19 protein-coding genes, 1 tRNA gene and 1 pseudogene are annotated in these 20,459 nt (G+C 73.7%); 19 read left to right on the forward strand and 2 right to left on the reverse strand.

What is annotated here, in order from left to right; translation table 11 throughout:
* The first annotated feature begins 78 nt into the window (after nucleotides 1-78).
* From ACFXOZ_RS28015 to ACFXOZ_RS28105, 19 genes and pseudogenes are all read left to right on the forward strand, one after another.
* On the forward strand, nucleotides 79-1,770 hold the full coding sequence (locus ACFXOZ_RS28015) for an enoyl-CoA hydratase-related protein (protein ID WP_380593171.1): 1,692 nt from the start codon (nucleotides 79-81) through the stop codon (nucleotides 1,768-1,770).
* A 134-nt stretch (nucleotides 1,771-1,904) separates the two neighbouring features.
* Complete coding sequence (locus ACFXOZ_RS28020; RefSeq protein WP_380593172.1) at nucleotides 1,905-2,951, forward strand: hydrogenase expression protein HypE; 1,047 nt, start codon at nucleotides 1,905-1,907, stop codon at nucleotides 2,949-2,951.
* 115 nt (nucleotides 2,952-3,066) lie between these two features.
* On the forward strand, nucleotides 3,067-4,854 hold the full coding sequence (locus ACFXOZ_RS28025) for a nickel-dependent hydrogenase large subunit (RefSeq protein ID WP_380593173.1): 1,788 nt from the start codon (nucleotides 3,067-3,069) through the stop codon (nucleotides 4,852-4,854).
* Nucleotides 4,851-5,318: a thioredoxin gene (locus ACFXOZ_RS28030; protein WP_380397714.1), complete on the forward strand. Its 468-nt coding sequence runs from the start codon at nucleotides 4,851-4,853 to the stop codon at nucleotides 5,316-5,318. The genes ACFXOZ_RS28025 and ACFXOZ_RS28030 overlap by 4 nt, the downstream gene beginning before the upstream one ends.
* Nucleotides 5,315-5,962 carry a DUF5947 family protein gene (locus ACFXOZ_RS28035; RefSeq protein ID WP_380523647.1) on the forward strand — a complete coding sequence of 216 codons (648 nt, stop codon included), beginning with the start codon at nucleotides 5,315-5,317 and terminating at the stop codon, nucleotides 5,960-5,962. Before ACFXOZ_RS28030 ends, ACFXOZ_RS28035 begins: the two co-directional genes overlap by 4 nt.
* Nucleotides 5,959-6,603, forward strand: a complete 645-nt coding sequence (locus tag ACFXOZ_RS28040) for a DUF6084 family protein (RefSeq protein ID WP_380593174.1) — start codon at nucleotides 5,959-5,961, stop codon at nucleotides 6,601-6,603. Before ACFXOZ_RS28035 ends, ACFXOZ_RS28040 begins: the two co-directional genes overlap by 4 nt.
* Entirely contained in the window at nucleotides 6,600-7,982 is a 1,383-nt protein-coding gene (locus tag ACFXOZ_RS28045) for a hypothetical protein (RefSeq protein ID WP_380593175.1), read from the forward strand. Before ACFXOZ_RS28040 ends, ACFXOZ_RS28045 begins: the two co-directional genes overlap by 4 nt.
* The gene (locus tag ACFXOZ_RS28050) at nucleotides 7,979-8,521 is read left to right on the forward strand and encodes a hydrogenase maturation protease (RefSeq protein WP_380593176.1); all 543 of its coding nucleotides are present in this window, start codon (nucleotides 7,979-7,981) and stop codon (nucleotides 8,519-8,521) included. Before ACFXOZ_RS28045 ends, ACFXOZ_RS28050 begins: the two co-directional genes overlap by 4 nt.
* Complete coding sequence (locus ACFXOZ_RS28055; protein ID WP_380397724.1) at nucleotides 8,515-8,619, forward strand: DUF6893 family small protein; 105 nt, start codon at nucleotides 8,515-8,517, stop codon at nucleotides 8,617-8,619. Before ACFXOZ_RS28050 ends, ACFXOZ_RS28055 begins: the two co-directional genes overlap by 7 nt.
* Before the next feature lie 116 nt (nucleotides 8,620-8,735).
* On the forward strand, nucleotides 8,736-9,116 hold the full coding sequence (hypA, locus tag ACFXOZ_RS28060) for a hydrogenase maturation nickel metallochaperone HypA (protein ID WP_380593177.1): 381 nt from the start codon (nucleotides 8,736-8,738) through the stop codon (nucleotides 9,114-9,116).
* A 5-nt stretch (nucleotides 9,117-9,121) separates the two neighbouring features.
* Nucleotides 9,122-9,916, forward strand: coding sequence for a hydrogenase nickel incorporation protein HypB (gene hypB / locus ACFXOZ_RS28065; protein ID WP_380593178.1), 795 nt, complete (start codon nucleotides 9,122-9,124; stop codon nucleotides 9,914-9,916).
* Nucleotides 9,913-12,234, forward strand: coding sequence for a carbamoyltransferase HypF (gene hypF / locus ACFXOZ_RS28070; protein WP_380593179.1), 2,322 nt, complete (start codon nucleotides 9,913-9,915; stop codon nucleotides 12,232-12,234). The genes hypB and hypF overlap by 4 nt, the downstream gene beginning before the upstream one ends.
* A gap of 6 nt (nucleotides 12,235-12,240) precedes the next feature.
* On the forward strand, nucleotides 12,241-12,534 hold the full coding sequence (locus ACFXOZ_RS28075) for a HypC/HybG/HupF family hydrogenase formation chaperone (RefSeq protein WP_380397731.1): 294 nt from the start codon (nucleotides 12,241-12,243) through the stop codon (nucleotides 12,532-12,534).
* Nucleotides 12,531-13,673 (forward strand): hydrogenase formation protein HypD, encoded by a 1,143-nt coding sequence (gene hypD / locus ACFXOZ_RS28080; RefSeq protein WP_380593180.1) that lies wholly within the window; start codon nucleotides 12,531-12,533, stop codon nucleotides 13,671-13,673. Before ACFXOZ_RS28075 ends, hypD begins: the two co-directional genes overlap by 4 nt.
* A gap of 13 nt (nucleotides 13,674-13,686) precedes the next feature.
* A complete protein-coding gene (gene hypE / locus ACFXOZ_RS28085) occupies nucleotides 13,687-14,769 on the forward strand; it encodes a hydrogenase expression/formation protein HypE (RefSeq protein ID WP_380523760.1) in 1,083 nt (360 codons plus the stop codon).
* A 102-nt stretch (nucleotides 14,770-14,871) separates the two neighbouring features.
* Nucleotides 14,872-14,945: transfer RNA gene (locus ACFXOZ_RS28090), tRNA-Met, on the forward strand.
* A 216-nt stretch (nucleotides 14,946-15,161) separates the two neighbouring features.
* Nucleotides 15,162-15,578: a peptidase inhibitor family I36 protein gene (locus ACFXOZ_RS28095; RefSeq protein WP_380397735.1), complete on the forward strand. Its 417-nt coding sequence runs from the start codon at nucleotides 15,162-15,164 to the stop codon at nucleotides 15,576-15,578.
* A 218-nt stretch (nucleotides 15,579-15,796) separates the two neighbouring features.
* Nucleotides 15,797-17,479, forward strand: coding sequence for a phospholipase (locus ACFXOZ_RS28100; protein ID WP_380593181.1), 1,683 nt, complete (start codon nucleotides 15,797-15,799; stop codon nucleotides 17,477-17,479).
* A gap of 86 nt (nucleotides 17,480-17,565) precedes the next feature.
* A pseudogene (locus ACFXOZ_RS28105) lies at nucleotides 17,566-19,078 on the forward strand (DUF885 domain-containing protein).
* Nucleotides 19,079-19,094: 16 nt separating this feature from the next.
* On the opposite strand, the gene ACFXOZ_RS28110 reads toward ACFXOZ_RS28105, so the two are convergent.
* Nucleotides 19,095-19,394 carry a hypothetical protein gene (locus ACFXOZ_RS28110; protein ID WP_380593182.1) on the reverse strand — a complete coding sequence of 100 codons (300 nt, stop codon included), beginning with the start codon at nucleotides 19,392-19,394 and terminating at the stop codon, nucleotides 19,095-19,097.
* Nucleotides 19,395-19,745: 351 nt separating this feature from the next.
* Nucleotides 19,746-20,216: a DUF3592 domain-containing protein gene (locus ACFXOZ_RS28115; protein ID WP_380593183.1), complete on the reverse strand. Its 471-nt coding sequence runs from the start codon at nucleotides 20,214-20,216 to the stop codon at nucleotides 19,746-19,748.
* Between the last annotated feature and the right edge of the window lie 243 nt (nucleotides 20,217-20,459).

Genomic DNA, 20,459 nt, shown 5'->3' on the forward strand with positions numbered 1-20,459 from the left:
GGGGCGACGGGCCCGGAGGCGGATCGGGCGGAGGCGATGATCGCCGGAATCCCCGGGCCCTCACCGTCGGAGGCGGACATGCGGATCCTGCTCCTTGCCAGCGCGTTCAACAGCCTCAGCCAGCGGCTGCACGCCGAACTGCGCGACCGCGGCCACCGCGTCGACGTCCAACTGGCGGGTGACGACGAGGAGTTGCTGGCGACGGTGGCCCGGCTGCGGCCGGATCTGGTGCTCGCGCCGATGCTCCGCAGCGCGATCCCGCGCACGCTCTGGGAGCAGCTCACCTGCCTGGTCGTCCACCCCGGCCCGCCGGGCGACCGCGGCCCGTCCTCGCTGGACCGGGCGGTCCAGGAGGGCCGCACCGCATGGGGCGTCACGGTGCTCCAGGCCGAGGCGGAGATGGACGCCGGACCGGTCTGGGCCTGGGCGCCCTGCCGGCTGCCGGAGCGCGGCAAGAGCGACCTCTACCGCAACGAGGTCGCCGACGCCGCCGTCACGGCCGCGCTGCTCGCCGTGGAACGCTTCGCCTCCGGAAGCCACGCCCCGCAGCCGCAGCACGGCCCCGGCTGGCACGGGACGGTGCGCACCCGGCCGCCGCTGCGCCAGGCGGAGCGCCGGATCGACTGGACGGCCGACCCCACCGAGGAGGTGCTGCGCCGGCTGCGCGCCGCGGACTCCCGCCCCGGGGTGCTGGACGTGCTGTGCGGCGCCGAGTGGTACCTGCACGGGGGCCACCGGGAGCCGCTGCTGCGCGGCCGCCCGGGCGAGCTGCTCGCCACCCGGGCCGGCGCGGTGTGCCGGGCTACCCCGGACGGCGCAGTGTGGCTCCCCGAACTGCGTCGCCGCCGCACCCCGGGCGGGCCCGCGACGGTCAAGCTCCCGGCGGTGACGGCGCTCGGCGCCCTGCTGCCGCCCCTGCCGGAGCACCCGGCGCCGCTGACGGCGGACGAGGGCGAGCACCCGGGCTGGTCGGACCTGGGCTACCACGAGGACGGCCCGGTGGGCTTCCTGCGGTTCTCCTTCCCCGGCGGGGCGATGTCCGCCGAGCACTGCCGCCGACTGCTGGCCGCGTACCGCTTCGCGCTCGGCCGCCCGACCACGGTGCTGGTGCTCGGCGGCGGCCGGGACTTCTTCTCCAACGGCATCCACCTCAACGTGATCGAGGCCGCACCGGACCCGGTCGCCGAGTCCTGGGCGAACATCACCGCGATGGACGACCTGGTGGCCGAGGTGCTCACCACCACCGACCGGCTGGTGGTCGCGGCCGTCGGCGGGAACGCCGCGGCCGGCGGGGTGATGCTGGCGCTGGCCGCCGACGAGGTGTGGTGCCGGGCCGGCTCGGTGCTCAACCCGCACTACCGGCTGATGGGGCTGCACGGCTCGGAGTACTGGACGTACACCCTGCCGCGCCGGGTGGGCGCGGCGCAGGCGGAGCGGCTGACCGGGCGGGCCCTGCCGGTGTCCGCCGCGGCCGCCGAGCGGATCGGCCTGGTCGACCGGGTGCTCGACGCCGGGCCGGAGGAGTTCGGGGCGCACACGGCCCGGCTGGCGGGGCTGCTGGCCGCCTCGCCGTCCGTCCACCGGCGGATCGCGGCGAAGAAGGCGGCGCGCGAGGCCGACGAGCGGAGGAAGCCGCTGGAGGCGTACCGGGCGGAGGAGCTCGCGGTGATGCGCCGGCAGTTCTTCACACCCGAATCGCCGTACCACGTGCTGCGGTCCGCGTTCGTGCGCAAGCAGCCGGTGCCCGCCGGGCTCCGCGCCGAGCCGTGACCCGAACGGCCGCGCCCGGCTTGCGCGTGCCGGGCGGTCCCGCCGGGTCGGTGGACCGGCGGAAGGCCCGAAGCGTTGCTATGACTGGGTCCGAGCCATTTTCGTCCGGCTCCCATCCCCGAGGAGGCATCCTCATGGGTGCTGCAACAACCGACACCGACGTGGTGCACATTCTCTGGATCAACGCCGGCCTCAGCTGTGACGGGGACTCCGTCTCGCTGACCGCCGCGATGCAGCCGAGCATCGAGGAGATCGTCACCGGCGCGCTGCCCGGTCTGCCGAAGATCGCGGTGCACTGGCCGCTGATCGACTTCGAGTGCGGGCCGGTCCAGGGCGCCGACAACTTCGTCGAGTGGTTCTTCAAGGCCGACCGCGGCGAGCTCGAACCCTTCGTGCTGGTCGTCGAGGGGTCGATCCCCAACGAGAAGATCAAGAAGGAGGGTTACTGGTGCGGCTTCGGTGACGACCCCGCCACCGGCCAGCCCATCACCACCAGTGAGTGGCTGGACCGGCTCGCCTCCAAGGCGACCGCCGTGGTGGCGATCGGGACCTGCGCCACGTACGGCGGCATCCACGCGATGGCCGGCAACCCGACCGGCGCGATGGGCGTGCCGGACTACCTCGGCTGGGACTGGAAGTCCAAGGCCGGGCTGCCGATCGTCTGCGTGCCGGGCTGCCCGATCCAGCCCGACAACTTCGCCGAGACGCTCACCTACCTGCTGTACCAACTGGCGGGCTCGGCGCCGATGATCCCGCTGGACGACAAGCTGCGGCCCGCCTGGCTGTTCGGCGCCACCGTGCACGAGGGCTGCGACCGCGGCGGGTACTACGAGCAGGGCCAGTTCGCCACCGACTACGGCACCCCCGAGTGCCTGGTGCGGCTCGGCTGCTGGGGCCCCGTCGTCAAGTGCAACGTCACCAAGCGCGGCTGGATCAACGGCGTCGGCGGCTGCCCGAACGTCGGCGGCATCTGCATCGCCTGCACCATGCCGGGCTTCCCCGACAAGTTCATGCCCTTCATGGACCCGCCGCCCGGATCGCGCGTCTCGACGGGTGCCAGTGCCGCGTACGGCTCGCTGATCCGCCGGCTGCGCGCGATCACCCAGAAGACCGTCGACAAGGAACCGAAGTGGCGCCGTACCGGGCGTCACCTGACCACGGGCTACCGCCCGCCCTGGTGACGGGGGAGGGCCGCACACCCCCCGGTGTGCGGCCCGCGTCGGCCACCGCCCGGTCCGTCGAACCCCGCCGACCCCGCCGAACCCGTAGACCCCTAGACAAGGACACCCAGAGACGATGGCAACACCGATGACCAGGGCGGCCGGCGACGGCAGCGGCCTGACCGAGATGTCGTGGGACCCGATCACCCGGATCGTGGGCAGCCTGGGCATCCACACGAAGATCGACTTCAAGCAGAAGCGGGTCGCGGAGTGCTACAGCACCTCGTCGGTCTTCCGCGGCTACAGCGTCTTCATGCGCGGCAAGGACCCGCGCGACGCCCACTTCATCACCAGCCGGATCTGCGGGATCTGCGGCGACAACCACGCCACCTGCTCGGTCTACGCCCAGAACATGGCGTACGGCGTGAAGCCCCCGCGCCTGGGGGAGTGGATCATCAACCTCGGCGAGGCGGCCGAGTACATGTTCGACCACAACATCTTCCAGGAGAACCTGGTCGGGGTCGACTACTGCGAGAAGATGGTCCGCGAGACCAACCCCGGCGTCCTGGAACTGGCCGAACGCACCGAGGCCCCGCACGCCGGCGACCACGGCTACAAGACCATCGCCGACATCATGCGCTCGCTCAACCCGATCGAGGGCGAGTTCTACCGCGAGGCGCTCCAGGTCAGCCGCTACACCCGGGAGATGTTCTGCCTGATGGAGGGCCGCCACGTGCACCCCTCCACGCTCTACCCGGGCGGCGTCGGCACCGTCGCCACCGTGCAGCTGTTCACCGACTACCTGACCCGGCTGATGCGCTACGTCGAGTTCATGAAGAAGGTCGTGCCGCTGCACGACGACCTCTTCGACTTCTTCTACCAGGCCCTGCCCGGCTACGAGGAGGTCGGCCGGCGCCGGGTGCTGCTCGGCTGCTGGGGCAGCCTCAACGACCCGGACCACTGCGACTTCACGTACCGCAACATGACGGACTGGGGGCGGCGGATGTTCGTCACCCCCGGCGTCGTGGTCGACGGCAAGCTGGTCACCAACGACCTCACCGAGATCAACCTCGGCATCCGGATCCTGCTCGGCAGCTCCTACTACGAGGACTGGCAGGGCAAGGAACTGTTCGTCACCCATGACCCGCTGGGCAACCCCGTCGACCCCCGGCACCCGTGGAACCAGCACACCATCCCGCAGCCGCAGAAGCGCAACTTCGACGACAAGTACAGCTGGGTGATGTCCCCGCGCTGGTTCGACGGCAAGGAGCACCTCGCCCTCGACACCGGCGGCGGCCCGATCGCCCGGCTGTGGTCCACCGCGCTGTCCGGCCTGGTCGACATCGGCTACATCAAGGCCACCGGCCACAGCGTCCGGATCAACCTGCCCCGCTCGATGACCAAGCCCGAGGTCACCTTCGAGTGGAAGATCCCGCAGTGGAGCAACGCCATCGAGCGCAACCGCGCCCGCACCTACTTCCAGGCCTACGCGGCCGCCGCCGCCCTGCACTTCGCCGAGAAGGCGCTCGAAGAGGTCCGCGCCGGGCGCACCCAGACCTGGGAGCGCTTCGAGGTGCCGGACGAGTCGATCGGCTGCGGCTTCACCGAGGCCGTGCGCGGCGTGCTCTCGCACCACATGGTGATCCGCGACGGCAAGATCGCCAACTACCACCCGTACCCGCCCACCCCGTGGAACGCCAGCGTGCGCGACAGCTACGGCACCCCCGGCCCGTACGAGGACGCGGTGCAGAACACGCCGATCTTCGAGGAGAACTCCCCGGAGAACTTCAAGGGCATCGACATCATGCGCGCCGTGCGCAGCTTCGACCCCTGTCTGCCCTGCGGCGTGCACATGTACGTCGGCAACGGCCGCACCCTCAAGACCATGCACGTCCCCACCGGCCTGAGCGGGCTCACCGCATGACGGCCGAGCAGACCGGGCAGCGGATCCAGCAGGCCCTGGACGCCCTGGCCGGCAGCGACGCCGAACAGGCCGGCGAGCAACTCGTCCGCGAGCTCATGGAGTTCTACGGCGAGGGCCTGGCCCGACTGGTCCCCGCGCTGCCCCCGCCCGCCCTGGAACGGATGCTGGACGACCCGGCGGTGGCCGGACTGCTGCTCCTGCACGACCTCCACCCCGAGGACGTCACCGCCCGGATCGACCGGGCGCTCGCCAACCTGCCCGAGCGGATCGAGGTGCTCGGCTTCGCCCCGGAGACCGGCACCCTGCGGCTGCGCCGCACCGCCTCCGGGTGCGGCTGCGGCGAGCAGGAGGTGGAGGCCGCCCTCGCCTGCCACGCCCCCGAGGTGACGGCCCTGGACCTGGAGCGCGCCCCCCAGCTGCTCCAGATCGGCACTCGCCCGCCCCAGCCCGCGGAGGCGCGATGAACACCCGGAGGGTCTCCCGCGACGGGACCGCCCTGCTGCGCCGGCTGCGCGAGCCGGCGCCCCCGCGGCCCGAGCAGTGCGGCCTCTGCGGCCACGACCTGCCGCCCGGCCACCGCCACCTGGTGGACGTCGAGGAACGCTCCCTGGCCTGCACCTGCACCGCCTGCGGCCTGCTGTTCCAGCAGCACGGCGCGGCCGGCGGCCGCTACCGCACGGTGCCGGACCGCTACCTGCACGATCCGGACGGCGCGGTGGACGAGCGGGTCTGGTCGGTGCTCGGCGTCCCGGTCGGCACCGTCTTCCTGTTCCGCAACGCCGTGCTGGACCGGTTGCTCGCCTTCTACCCCGGCCCGGCCGGCGCCACCGAGAGCGAGGTCGACGAGGAGGCCTGGCAGCGCGCCCTCGGCAGCAGCCGGCTGGCCGCCGCCCTGGAACCGGACGTCGAGGCGCTGCTGCTGCGCCGCACCGACGGCCGGGTCGCCTGCTACCTGGTGCCGATCGACGTCTGCTACGAGCTGGTCGGCCGGCTCCGCCGGTGCTGGCACGGCTTCGACGGCGGCGCCGAGGCCCGGGCCGAACTCGACGCCTTCTTCGGCCGGTTGGCCCTCCGGGCCCGCCCGTTGACCGCGGCGGTGACGGCATGACGAAGCTCGGCTTCGCCTGCACCGGCGTGCGCTCCGACCCGTACGCGGCCGGGCCCACGTTGGTGTTCCGGCTGCGGATCACCGGGCCCGCCGACACCCGGGTGCACGCCCTCGCCCTGCAGTGCCAGCTGCGGATCGAACCCGCCCGCCGGCCCTACGGCGAGGCCGAGGGGGAGCGGCTGGGCGACCTGTTCGGGGAGCGGGAGCGCTGGGGGAGCACGCTCAACCCGATCCAGTTCGCCACCGTGCCGCTGCTGGTGCCCGGCTTCACCGGCGAGACCGAGGCCGACCTCGTGGTGCCGTGCAGCTACGACCTGGAGGTCGCCTGCGCCCGGTACTTCCGGGCCCTGGAGGGCGGTGAGGTGCCGCTGCTGCTGCTCTTCTCCGGCACCGCCTTCGCCGGCCCCGGCGGGTTCCAGGTCACCCCGGTGCCCTGGGACCAGGAGGCCCGGGTGCGGATGCCGGTCCGGGTCTGGCGGGAGGCCGTCGACCAGCACTTCCCCGGCTGCGGCTGGCTGCGACTGCCGGAGGACCTGATGGACGAGCTGCTGGCGCACCGCTCCCGGCGGGCGCTGCCCTCCTGGGAGGCGACGGTGCGCGACCTGCTCGCCACCGCGGCGGTGCGGGAGGGAGTCCGGTGAGCGGGTTCACGGTCGAGCTCCCCGAGGGGATCGAGCGTGGCTTCGCGGGCGCCCGGCAGATCGCCGACGCGGTGCTGCTGGAGGGCTACGTGCTCTACCCGTACCGCGCGTCCGCCGCCAAGAACCAACTGCGCTGGCAGTTCGGCGTGCTGGTGCCGCCCGAGTACACCCGGCAGGGCGGCGAGCACTCGCACCAGCGCACCGAGTGCGTCACGGAGGCGCGGCAGGGCGACCGGCTCGCGGTCGAGCTGCGGTTCCTGCGGGTCCAGCGGCGCACCGTCGAACGGGCCACCGACGGCAGCGGGTTCGAGCCGGTGGAACGGCTGGAGCTGGCCGACCGGGTGCTGGTCGAATGGGACGAGGGCGTCGAAGAGCGGATCGAACTGCTGGTGTCCGTCGAGGAGTTGACCGGTGCCGGGGTGCAGCGCGACTTCCGACTGCCGGGCGTCGGCTCCACCGAGCTGGTGCACGAGCACGGCAGCGCCGTCGGCCGGCTGGTGCGGCGGCGCGAACAGGTCGACGGGCTGGTCCGGTTGCGGATGAAGGAACTGCCCGGCCCGTACCGGGCGCAGCGGCTGACCGCCGAGGTGGAGAACGTCTCCGCCTGGACACCGCGCCGCAAGGCCGGGCGGGAGGAGGCGCTGGCGCGCTCGCTGGTCTCCGCCCACCTGCTGCTCGGGCTGGAGCACGGCCGCTTCGTCTCGGTCACCGACCCGCCCGAGTGGGCCCGCCCGGCCGTCGAGCGGTGCCGCAACGACCGCACCTGGCCGGTGCTGGCCGGACCGGACGGCGGGTACCAGGTGATGCTCTCCTCGCCGATCATCCTGGAGGACCACCCGCGGATCGCCCCGGAGAGCCTCGGCACCCTCTACGACGCCACCGAGATCGACGAGATCCTGGCGCTGCGCACGGCGGCGCTGACCGAGGACGAGAAGCGCGAGGCCCGGGGCACCGACGACCGGGCCGGGGCGGTGATCGACCTCGCCGAGTCCATGCCGCCCGAGGTGCTGGAACGGCTGCACGGCGCCGTCCGCGGCCTGCGCGAGATCACCGGCTCCGGGACGGACTCCGAACAGCCCTGGTGGGACCCCGGCAACGATCCGGCGGTCGACCCCGAGCGGGACAAGGTGCTGGTCGACGGCCGGCAGGTCGGCGCGGGCAGCCGGGTGCTGCTGCGGCCCGGGCGGCGGCGCACCGACGCCCAGGACCTCTTCCTGGACGGGCGCACCGCCCTCGTGGAAGCCGTGCTGCACGACGTCGACGGCTCGGTGCACCTCGCCGTCACGGTCGAGGACGACCCGGGCGCCGACCTGTGGCGGGCCCAGGGGCGGTTCCGCTACTTCCAGCCGGACGAGGTCACCCCGCTGGAGGAGTCGTGACCGGCGGCGCGGTGCTGGTCGCCGGGGTCGGCAACATCTTCCTCGGCGACGACGGCTTCGGCGTGGAGACGGTCCGGCGGCTGGCCGGCGTCGAGCTGCCGGACGGTGTCGCGGCGGTCGACGTCGGGGTGCGCGGCGTCGACCTCGCGTACCGGCTGCTCGACGGCTACCGGACGGCCGTGCTGGTGGACGCCACCTGCCGGGGCGGCCCGCCCGGCACCCTCTACCTCATCGAGGCGGCCGCCGAGCCGCTGGAGGCGCCCGCCCTGGACGGGCACCGGATGGGACCGGACGCCGTGCTCGGGCTGCTCGCCACGCTGGCCGCCGGCACCGGGGCCGAACCGCCCGGGCGGGTGCTGGTGGTCGGGTGCGAGCCGGCCTCGCTGGAGGAGGGCATCGGGCTGAGCGAGCCGGTGGCCTCCGCCGTGGACGGGGCCGTCCGGATGGTGCTGGCGGCCGTCGAGGAGGCGGTGCGGGCGGATGCGTCAAGTCCGGACCCGGTGAGTGCGGAGTCCGAGAGGAGGACAACACCATGCTGAGGAAACTGTTCTGCGCGGCCCTGCTGGCGGGGATCGGCGCACTGGTCTGGCAGAGCCTGCCGGACCTCAAGCGGTACCTGAGGATCTCGCGGATGTGAGCCGCGGATTGCTGCGAACGGTGCAGCCCCGGACCGGGTGGCGGCGCGGCTTCGAGCCGTCGCCGCCACCGCCCCCTGTAATGGGGCGCGTTGCCGCCCGCCGTGGGAAGGGACCGATGCACGAGATGTCGATCGCCGCCGCCGTGGTCGAGCAGGTGGACACGGCCGCGCGCGAACACCGGGCCCCCGGCGTGGCCCGGGTCCGGCTGCAGGTCGGCGAGTTGGCGGGCGTGGTACCCGAGGCCCTCGACTTCTGCTTCGAACTCGCCTGCGCCGGAACGCTGGTGGAGGGCGCGGTGCTGGACACCGAGGTCGTCGAGGCGCGCGCCCGCTGCTCGCCCTGCGCCGTCGAATGGGCCGTCGGCATGCCGCCGGACCTCGGCTGCCCGGACTGCCGCTCCGGCGTGGGCGTCGAGCTGCTCGCCGGGCGCGAGCTCCAGATCCTCGACGTCGAGTGGGCCGCCGGCCCCGGCGTCCCGGCCGAACAGAAAGGCTGAAACCGATGTGCCAGTCGGGCCACACGGTCGACCTCCGCCGGGCGGTGCTCGCCCGCAACGACGACAGCGCCCACGAGCTGCGGGCCGCGCTGACCGCCCGCGGGACGGTCGCCGTCAACCTGCTCTCCAGCCCCGGCAGCGGCAAGACCGCCCTGCTGGAAGCCGAGTTGGGGCTGGCCCGGCGGCGCGGGATCCCGGTCGCCGCGCTCACCGCCGACCTCGCCACCGAGAACGACGCGCTGCGGCTGGCCCGTTCGGGCGCACCGGTGAAGCAGGTGCTCACCGACGGGCTCTGCCACCTGGAGGCGCGGATGCTCGCCGGGCACCTGGACGGCTGGCTGCCGCAGGACTGCCGGCTGCTGTTCGTGGAGAACGTCGGCAACCTGGTCTGCCCGGCCTCCTACGACCTCGGGGAATCGCTGCGGGTCGTGCTCGCCTCGGTCACCGAGGGCGAGGACAAGCCGCTCAAGTACCCGACCGCGTTCGGGCTGGCCAACCTCGTGCTGGTGACCAAGGCGGACCTCGCCGCGGCGGCCGAGTTCGACGAGGCGGCGTTCCTGGCGAACGTCCAGCGGGTCAATCCGGGGGTGGAGGTGGTGCCCACCTCGGCCCGGACCGGGGACGGTGTGGGGGCGCTGCTGGACCGGGCGCTGGCGGTGCTGGACGGCGCCGTGCCGCACCGGCCGGTGATGGCGGCCGGGCAGGGCGAGCACGCCCACGCGGGGCAGGCGCACGCGGAGCACTCCCACGCCGGGCACTCGCACGCGGAGCACTCGCACGCCGTGCCGGGGACGCCGTGACGGCGCTCGACCGCGAACGACGGCGGGTCGCCGTCCGGGGGTTGGTGCAGGGCGTCGGCTTCCGGCCCTTCGTCTTCGCGCTGGCCGGGGAACTCGGCCTGGCCGGCAGCGTCACCAACACCGGGGAGGGCGTTCTCGCCGAGGTCGAGGGCAGCCCGGCCGCCCTGGACGCCTTCTGCCGCCGGGTCGCCGCCGACGCCCCGCCGCTCGCCCAGGTCGCCTCCGTCGAGCACGCGCCGCTCGCCGCCACCGGCGCCACCGGGTTCGCCATCACCCCCTCCCGCACCGACGGGCCCCGGGCCACCCTGATCCCGCCCGACGTCGCCGTCTGCGCCGACTGCCTGGCCGAACTCGCCGACCCCGCCGACCGGCGCCACCGGCACCCGTTCATCAGCTGCACCAACTGCGGCCCCCGGCACACCATCGTCACCGGCCTGCCGTACGACCGGGCCAACACCACGATGGCGGGCTTCCCGATGTGCGCGGACTGCGCCCGGGAGTACACCGACCCGGCCGACCGCCGCTTCCACGCCCAGCCCGTCGCCTGCCACGCCTGCGGGCCGCGGCTCACCCTCACCGTGCCCGGACGCGCCGACCTCGACGGTGAGGACGCGCTCGGCGAGGCCCGGCGGCTGCTCGCCGACAGGGCGGTCCTCGCCGTCAAGGGCATCGGCGGCTACCACCTGGCCTGCGACGCGCGCGACGCCGCGGCCGTCGCCCTGCTGCGGCGGCGCAAGCGGCGCGGCGACAAGCCCTTCGCGGTGATGGCCCGCGACCTCGCCACCGTCGAGGCGCTGACCACGGTCGGGCCGGTCGAACGGGAACTGCTCACCGGCGCCGTCCGGCCGATCGTCCTGCTGCGCCGCCCCGGGGGCTTCGCGGCGCAGCTCCCGGCGGTCGCCCCGGGCAGCCCCGACCTCGGGGTGATGCTCCCGTACACCCCGCTGCACCACCTGCTGCTCGCCGCCCCCGGGCCCGACCTGCTGGTGATGACCAGTGCCAACCTCTCCGGCGAGCCGATCGTCACCGACGACCGGCACGCGCTGAGCGCGCTCGCCCCGCTGGTCGACGGCTGGCTCGGCCACGACCGGCCGATCCACGTGCCCTGTGAGGACTCGGTGGTACGGGTGGTGGACGGCGAGCTGCTGCCGCTGCGCCGCTCGCGCGGGTACGCCCCGCTTCCGCTCCCGCTGCCGGTGCCCGTCCGGCCGGTGCTGGCGGTCGGCGGCGACCTCAAGAACACCTTCGCGCTCGCCCGCGACGGCTACGCCTGGCTGTCCGGCCACATCGGCGACATGGACGACCTGGCCACCCTGCGCGCCTTCGACCGGGCGGTGGGGCAACTAGGCCTGGTCAGCGGGGTGCGGCCCGAACTGCTGGTCGCCGACCGGCACCCCGGCTACCGCTCGCTGCACCACGCCGAGCGCACCGCCGCCGGCCGGCCGGTGCGCCGGGTGCAGCACCACCACGCCCACGTCGCCGCCGTGCTGGCCGAACACGGCCGGGACGGCGGGCGGCCGGTCCTCGGCATCGCCTTCGACGGGACCGGCTACGGCGAGGACGGCGCGATCTGGGGCGGTGAGGTGCTGCTGGCCGACTACGACGGGTACCGCCGGGTCGCCCACCTCGGCTACGTGCCGCTGCCGGGCGGCGATGCCGCGGTCGAGCGCCCGTACCGGGCGGCGCTCGCCCACCTGCGCGCCGCCGGGCTGCCCTGGGCGGCCGGGCTGCCGCCGGTGCTGGCCTGCCCGGAGGACGAACTGCGGCTGCTGGAACAGCAGTTGGATCGCGGCCTGAACTGCGTGCCGACCTCCAGCATGGGCCGGCTGTTCGACGCGGTGTCCTCGCTCGCCGGGGTCTGCCACCGGGCCGGGTACGAGGCCCAGGCGGCGATCGAACTGGAGGCGGCCGCAGTGGAGTTCGGCCCGGCGGAGACCGGCCCGGCGGCGGGCTACGCCTTCGGGCTGGCGGAGCGCGCGGGCGGCTGGACCGTCGAACCCGGGCCGGTGCTGGCCGGGGTGCTGGCGGACCTGGCGGCGGGCGCGCCGACCGGGCTGATCGCCGCCCGCTTCCACCGCGCGGTCGCCGGGGCCGTCCGGCGGGTCTGCGCGAACGTCCGCCGGGAGTACGGGATTTCGACGGTGGCGCTGAGCGGCGGGGTCTTCGCCAACGCGCTGCTCTCCTCGGCCTGCGCGAGCGGCCTGGGGGAGGACGGCTTCACCGTGCTGCGGCACCGCCGGGTGCCGCCCAACGACGGAGGGCTGGCGCTCGGCCAGCTGATGGTGGCCGGCCGGTCGTCGGCCGCCCGGGAGGAGTGACAGCGGATGTGTCTGGCGGTGCCCGGCAGGGTGACGGAGATCGAGGAACGCGACGGGACCAGGATGGCGGTGATGGACTTCGGCGGGGTGGTCAAGGACGTCTGCCTGGAGTACCTGCCCGACCTGGCGGTGGGGGAGTACGCCATCGTCCACGTGGGGTTCGCGTTGCAGCGCCTGGACGAGGAGTCGGCCCGGCGGACCCTGGAGCTGTTCGAGGAACTCGGGCTGCTGCAGGAGGAGTTCGGAGATCCGTGGGAGGCTGCGGGCAACCCCGCGGCGGTCGAGGAGGCGGGACGGTGAAGTACCTGGAGGAGTTCCGCAACCCCGAGCTGGCCGAGGGCCTGCTCGCCGACATCAGGGCGACGGTCACCCGGCCGTGGGCGCTGATGGAGGTGTGCGGCGGCCAGACGCACAGCATCATCCGGCACGCCATCGACCAACTCCTGCCGGACGAGGTCGAGTTGATCCACGGGCCGGGGTGCCCGGTGTGCGTCACCCCGCTGGAGGTGATCGACCGGGCGCTGGCCATCGCCGCCCGCCCCGGGGTGATCTTCTGCTCCTTCGGCGACATGCTGCGGGTTCCCGGCACCGACCGCGACCTGTTCCGGGTCCGGGGCGAGGGCGGCGACGTCCGGGTGGTGTACTCGCCGCTCGACGCGCTGCGGATCGCCCGGGAGAACCCGGACCGGGAGGTGGTCTTCTTCGGCATCGGCTTCGAGACCACCGCCCCGCCGAACGCGATGGCCGTCCACCTGGCCCGCAAGCAGGGCCTGCGCAACTTCAGCATGCTGGTCTCGCACGTCCGGGTGCCCCCGGCGATCGAGGCGATCATGGATTCGTCGGAGTGCCGGGTCCAGGCCTTCCTGGCCGCCGGGCACGTGTGCAGCGTGATGGGCACCGAGGAGTACCCCGCGCTGGCCGAGCGCCACCGGGTCCCGATCGTCGTCACCGGCTTCGAGCCGCTCGACATCCTGGAGGGGATCCGGCGCACCGTACGGCAGTTGGAGCGCGGCGAGCACACCGTCGACAACGCCTACCCGCGGGCCGTCCGCCCCGAGGGCAACCCGGCGGCCCGCGCCATGCTGGAGGACGTCTTCGAGGTGACCGACCGGGCCTGGCGCGGCATCGGCGTCATCCCGCGGAGCGGCTGGCGGCTCTCACCGCGCTACCGGGACCACGACGCCGAGCACCGCTTCGACGTCGGGGGCATCCGGACCAGCGAACCCGCCGCGTGCCGGGCCGGCGAGGTGCTCCAGGGGCTGCTCAAGCCCCACGAGTGCGAGGCCTTCGGTACCGTCTGCACCCCGCGCACCCCGCTCGGCGCCACCATGGTCTCCAGCGAGGGGGCCTGCGCCGCGTACTACCTCTACCGGCGGCTGAGCACGCCGACCGGGCCGAGCACGCCGAGCCCCGTCCAGGAGGCGAGCCCCGTTGGCTGACACCGACCTGCTCATCGAAGCGTCCGGCGGCGTCGGTGCGGCCGGTGTGCCGGACCTCTCCGGCTGGAGCTGCCCGCTGCCGCTGCGCGACCACCCCCGGGTGGTGATGGGGCACGGCGGCGGTGGGGCGATGTCCGCCGAGCTGGTGGAGAACATCTTCGCCCCCGCCTACGGCAGCCGGGCGCTGGCCGGTCTCGGCGACTCCGCCGTGCTCGAACTGGGCGGCGCCCGGCTGGCGTTCTCCACCGACTCCTACGTGGTGCGGCCGCTGTTCTTCCCCGGTGGCTGCATCGGCGACCTCGCCGTCAACGGCACCGTCAACGACCTGGCCATGAGCGGGGCCCGGGCGGCCTACCTGTCCTGCGGCTTCATCCTGGAGGAGGGGGTGGAGCTGGCCGTGGTGGACCGGGTGGCCCGGGCGCTCGGCGCGGCCGCCCGCACCGCCGGGGTGGAGGTGGCCACCGGCGACACCAAGGTGGTCGAGGCCGGGCACGGCGACGGCGTCTACCTGAACACCGCCGGCATCGGGCTCGTCCCGGCCGGGGTCGACATCCGGCCGCAGCGGGCCCGCCCGGGCGACGTGGTGATCGTCAGCGGGCCGATCGGGCTGCACGGGGTGGCGATCATGAGCGTCCGGGAGGGGCTGGAGTTCGGGGTCGAGGTGCGCAGCGACTGCGCGGCGCTCGGCGGTCTGGTGGAAGCCATGCTCGGGGCGACCCTCGACCTGCACGTGCTGCGGGACCCCACCCGGGGCGGGCTGGCGGCGGCGCTCAACGAGATCGCGGCGGCGGCCGGGGTGGGCGTGGTGGTGAGCGAACGCGCTGTCCCCGTTCCGGACCCGGTGGCCAACGCCTGCGCGATCCTGGGCCTGGACCCGATGTACATCGCCAACGAGGGCAAGTTGGTGGCCTTCGTCCCGCGCACCGAGGCGGACGCCGTGCTCGCCGCGATGCGGGCCCACCCGCTGGGCGCGGAGGCGGTGGTGATCGGCGAGTGCGTCGAGGACCACCCCGGGATGGTCGTCGCCCGCACCGGCTTCGGCGGCACCCGGGTGGTGGACCTGCCGCTGGGCGAGCAGCTCCCGCGGATCTGCTGACGGCGCCGGTCGTGTCTCCACCGGCGTCCGGCCGGCGCGACGGGCCCCTCGGGAAACCGATTTCCGTTTTCGCCCGGCCGTGGTCTATGGTGGAGACATCGACGCGGGGTGGAGCAGCTCGGTAGCTCGCTGGGCTCATAACCCAGAGGTCGCAGGTTCAAATCCTGTCCCCGCTACTCAGTAGGAGCCGGGGTCGGCGCACTTGGTGCGTCGGCCCCGGCTTTTTGCGTCCCGGGGGCGGTGCCGCGCCGAGAAGTCCACACAAGCGGAGGCGTCGGCACTTCTGGCGGGGCGGGGCCGATCGTGCGAGCCTTGCGCGGGTTCGGCCGGGGGTCCGCTCAGAGCCGTCGGCCGCCGGTTCGTCGGGCACCGTGGACTTCCAGGGGGACGCAATGCGGATCAGGATCGGACGCCGTACGGCCGAGGTCGCCGCCGTGGTGGCGCTGACGCTCGGAGCGACGGGCATGGCGACGGGGGGTGCGTCGGCCGCGTCCCAGCCGACCGGGGCGGAGGCCTGCCCGAGCGGGAACGTGTGCCTCTACTTCCACTCGCCGCAGTACGGCTGGGGCGCGTGGGAGAACTGGTCGGTCGGGCAGACCGTCGACCTGCGCAGCGCCCACTTCGGCCACTGGGGCAACAACGGCGCCGGCTGGGGGCAGACCGTGGCGGACAACGCCGCCTCGCTGGTCAACAACACCGGGCAGACGGTGGCCGTGGTCGCGGACGACGGGACCTGGGACTACTACCGGGCGGGCTACTCCGACGTGCTCGACTACACCTACAACAAGGACGCCCAGCTCTGGAGTTGACCGGACCTTGGCACGGGAGGCCCCCGCACCGGATCGGTGCGGGGGCCTCTTTGCCTTCGGCGGCTGAGTGGCCATCAGGGTGAGGTGGCGTGAAGTCGGTTGGTGTGCGGTCGAGTTGCCGGCATTGATGGGGCCCTGACAGCAGATTTGGTTACTTTAGGGTAATTTAAGGGTGTCGTCCGGGTGAACGTCCCCGGCCTCGCATGAAGGACTCGTACGTGCTCTCTCCTCACTCCCGCCGCTCCGGCCGCCGTCTGGCCGGCACCGCGCTGGCCCTCGCCGCCGCCGTCGGTGCGCTGCCCGTCGCTCCCGCCTTCGCCGACCCGGCCCCGGTGCCGGCGTCGACCGTTCCGGCCGTGCCGGCCTCGCCCGCCGATGCCACTCCGTACCTGGACGCGGTGGAGCGGACGCTGCGTCAGGTGTCGCCCGGGCTGGAGGGAACGGTCTGGCAGCGGACGGCCGGCAACCGCCTCGACGCACCGGCCGGGAACCCGGGCGGGTGGCTGCTGCAGACGCCGGGCTGCTGGGGCGACGCCTCCTGCACCGAGCGGACCGGCACCGAGCAGCTGCTCGACAAGATGCGGGAGAACATCGGACGGGCCACCCGGACCGTCGACATATCAACTCTCGCCCCGTTCCCGGACGGTGCGTTCCAGGACGCCATCGCCGACGGCCTCAAGGCCTCGGTGGCCGCCGGGAACACCCCGCACGTGCGGGTCCTCGCCGGCGCCGCGCCGCTGCTCAACATCACCGCGCTGCCCTCCAAGTACCGGGACGACCTGGTGGCCCGGCTCGGCAGCGCCGCCGGCCGCGTCACCATCGAGGTCGCCTCGATGACCACCGCGAAGACCGCGTTCTCCTGGAACCACTCCAAGTTGCTGGTGGTGGACGGGCAGAGCGTCATCACCGGCGGCATCAACAACTGGAAGGGCGACTACCTCGACACCGCCCACCCGGTCACCGACGTCGACCTCGCGCTCACCGGCCCGGCCGCCGCCTCCGCCGGTGCGTACCTGGACACCCTGTGGGACTGGACCTGCCGCAACACCGGGGTCCTCTCGGCCGCGTGGTACGCCTCCACCAACGGCGCGAGCTGCACCCCCGACCTGGAGAAGCGCCGCAACCCGGCGGTCGGGCAGGTGCCCGCCACCGGAAACGTCCCGGTGATCGCGATCGGCGGCCTCGGCGTCGGGATCACCGACGAGGACCCCGCCTCCGACTACCGCCCCGACCGGACGGCCCGGCCCGCCGACGTCAAGTGCGGCCCGATCGGCCTGCCCGACCGCACCAACGACGACCGCGACTACGAGACGGTCAACCCCGAGGAGAACGCGCTGCGCGCCCTGATCGCGGGCGCCACCGGCCGGATCGACATCTCCCAGCAGGACGTCACCGGCACCTGCCCGCCGATGCCCCGCTACGACGCCCGGCTCTTCGACCTGCTCGCGGGCAAGCTCGCCGACGGGGTCAAGGTCCGCATCGTGGTCAGCGACCCCGGCAACCGCGGCGCGGTCGGCAGCGGCGGCTACTCGCAGATCAAGTCCCTGAACGAGATCAGCGACACCCTCGCGGCCCGGCTCGCCGCCCGCCTCGGCGACCCGGCGCAGGCCCGGACCGCGATGTGCCGCAACCTCCAACTCGCCCCGTTCCGGGCCTCCTCCGCCCCGACCTGGGCCGACGGCCACCCGTACGCGCTGCACCACAAGCTGGTCTCGGTCGACGGCTCCGCCTTCTTCATCGGCTCCAAGAACCTCTACCCGGCCTGGCTCCAGGATTTCGGCTACGTCGTGGAGAACCGCACCGCCGCCGCGCAGCTGGACCAGCAGCTGCTCGCCCCGCAGTGGCAGTACTCGCAGGCCGCCGCGACCTTCGACTACAGCCGCGGCCTCTGCCAGGGCTGAGCCCGCAGCGCCTCGCCGAGCCGCCGTCGGAGCCTCCTGCCCAGGCGCCCTGGACGGCGGCTCGGCCGCTGCGCCAGCATGGGGGCATGCCCGAGACACCGGAGTCCGCCCGCAGCATCGCCGACAGGTACGTCGCCCAGGTCGCGGCACTCGACCCGGCGACCTCGACCAGACTCGGTCTGCACCCGGAGGACGACCGGCAGCCGGACCTGTCGCCGGAGGGCTTCGAGGCGCTCGCCGAACTCGGGCGGCGGACGCTGGCCGCGCTCGACGACGCCGCGCCCCCGGACGGAGCCGCCGACCGGGACTGCGCCCGGCTGCTGCGGGAGCGGCTCACCGCCGAACTCGCCGTGCACGAGGCCGGCGACCACCTCCGCCAACTGCGCAACGTCAACTCCCCGCTGCACAAGGTGCGGGGCGTGTTCACGATGATGCCCACCGAGACCGACGAGCAGTGGGCGGCCGTCGCCGGCCGGCTGCGCAACGTGCCCGGAGCGCTGGACGGCTACCGCGCCACCCTGACCGAGGGCATCGCCCGGGGACTGCTGAGCGCACCCCGGCAGGCCCGCGCGACCATCGCCCAACTGGACGCCTGGACCGGCCGCTCCGGCGGCGGGAGCTGGTTCAACGGCTTCACCGCGGCCGGGCCCGCCCGGCTGCGCCCCGAACTGGACGCCGCCGCCGACCGTGCCACCGCCGCCACCGCGGCCTTCCGCGACTGGCTGCACGACACCTACCTGCCCGCCGCCGACGGCACCCCGGGCCGCCATGGACCACCTCAACCGGCACGGCCACACCGTCGAGGGCGAGGAGAACGTCCGCGCCTGGCTCCAGCAGGTCGTCGACGAGGCGATCGACGCCCTCGACGGCACCCACTTCGACATCTCCGGCCCGCTGCGCCGGGTCGAGACCAGGATCGCGCCGCCCGGCAGCTCGGGCGCGCCCTACTACAACGGCCCCAGCCTGGACTTCCGCCGCCCCGGCCGCACCTACCTGCCCACCCTCGGCCGGCGGACCTTCCCGACCTGGCAGCTCGTCAGCACCTGGTACCACGAGGGCGTCCCCGGCCACCACCTCCAGACCGCCCGCTGGACCGCCTGCGCCGACCGGCTCAGCAGCTACCAGATCACCCTCGGCGCGGTCAGTGCCGACAAGGAGGGCTGGGCGCTGTACGCCGAGCGCCTGATGGACGAACTGGGCTTCCTCACCGACCCCGCCCGGCGGCTCGGCTACCTGGACAAGCAGATGCTCCGGATCATCCGCGTGATCGTGGACCTGGGCATGCACCTGGAACTCGCCGTCCCCGCCGACAGCGGCTTCCACCCCGGCGAACGCTGGACCCCGGAACTCGCCACCGCGTTCATGGCCGCCCACCACGGCAGCGAACTCCCGCGCCGCAGCAGCGAGATCGACCGCTACCTGGGCTGGCCCGGCCAGGCCATCGGCTACAAGCTGGGCGAACGCGTCTGGCTGCGGGGCCGCGAGGAGGCCCGCCGCCGCCAGGGCGCCGCCTTCGACCTCCGGGCCTGGCACGGCACCGTCCTCGCCCAGGGCTCGCTCGGCCTGGACGCCCTGGCGGCCCGCCTCGCCGAGGCGTAGGGGGCCGGCCCCTGCCTCAGAACTGGCTGCGGCGCAGGGCGTCGGTGAGCATGAGGGCCGAGATCACGTGGTGCGCCTGTTCGGAGACGGTGTACGGGACGCTGCCGCCCTGCTTCGTGGCCAGGTCCTTCCAGGAGGTGAGGGGGAGGGAGATGAGGGAGTTGCGGTCGTCCGGGGTGGCGGCGTCGAAGGGGGCGGGGCCGGGGGCGGTGACACCGAGCTGGGCGAGCAGCGGGGCGAGTTGGGCGGGGTCGTTCTGGGTGTAGAGGCGGGCGACCTTGGTGCCGGAGCTGCCGCGCGCGGCCCAGGCGGCCATAGAACTTCGGGGAGTTCTGGTTCAGGCCGGCCCGGAAATAGTGCGCCAGGGGTGCCAGCCGCCGTCGAAGGCCCGGTGCCGTGCGGTGCCGTCGTCCGCGCCGACGAAGAGGTGGAGTCTGCCGTGCCCTGGCGAACAGACGGCCAGGGCCCGTGCCGGGTGGGTGGGCATCGGGCGCCCCCAGCGGATGGACGCAGCGGATGGACGCAGCGCAGGGATGCGGTGTGCCGGTCGGCGGGGCGGAGGTCCGGCCCGCCAACTCGCGGTGGTTCCAGGCTATTCCCGGTTCGGGCACGCATCAATTCGGCCCGGGTGGGAGCGGTGGTCACCTGGGGCTGGACGACGGTCGGGTCACCGGCGGTAGGCGAGATGGACCGCGAGGCCCAGGAGAGTCATGACGACCGAGGCGACCAGTGCGACCACGTCGACCGCGTTCCGGGTCAGTGAGTTCCAGAAACCGATGCTCGACGCGAGGGCGGCGACGTCGGTGTGCTGAGGGTCGTACACCACCGTCACGGTGTCACTGGGCTTGACGGTGCCGGTGACGTAGGCCAGTTGGGTCTCGACGGATGTCCCCTGGGGAGTCGTGAACCGTACCCTGCAGTGGGAGTTGCCCGCCGGGTTGTCCTGGGGGTTGCTCACTTCGGCGCATTCGGTGACGACCGCCGGGGTGTGGAGGCCTCGACTGCGGAGATCCGAGGTCACACCCATGTCGTGCGGTATCAGATAGGCCAGACTGAGGACGAACAGCAGGACCCCCAGGCCGATCATCGCGAGCGAACCGTTCCGCACGGTCCGGCCGTGGTCCCGCTCGTTCTCCATCGATCCCCCTGGATTTCGGCTCGACTGTCCACACGCGCTCACGCTAGCCGCACCCGCCGACAGAGAGGCGCGGCGAGCTTCGGCTCGTCGCCCCTCATGTGGTGTGCCCGGCATGGGCGGTGGGTCGTGGTGCTGCCGGGGGGGCCCCCGAAAGTGGGCGCCCCGGCCGGGGGGGGGGGCGGGGGAGGCCGGGGGGGGGGTGGTGGGACGGAAGTGCGGCGCGGTGGGGGCGAGCGAATTGTA

This window comes from Kitasatospora sp. NPDC059160 (genome assembly GCF_042755465.1).
In the GTDB taxonomy this organism is placed as follows: Bacteria; Actinomycetota; Actinomycetes; order Streptomycetales; family Streptomycetaceae; genus Kitasatospora.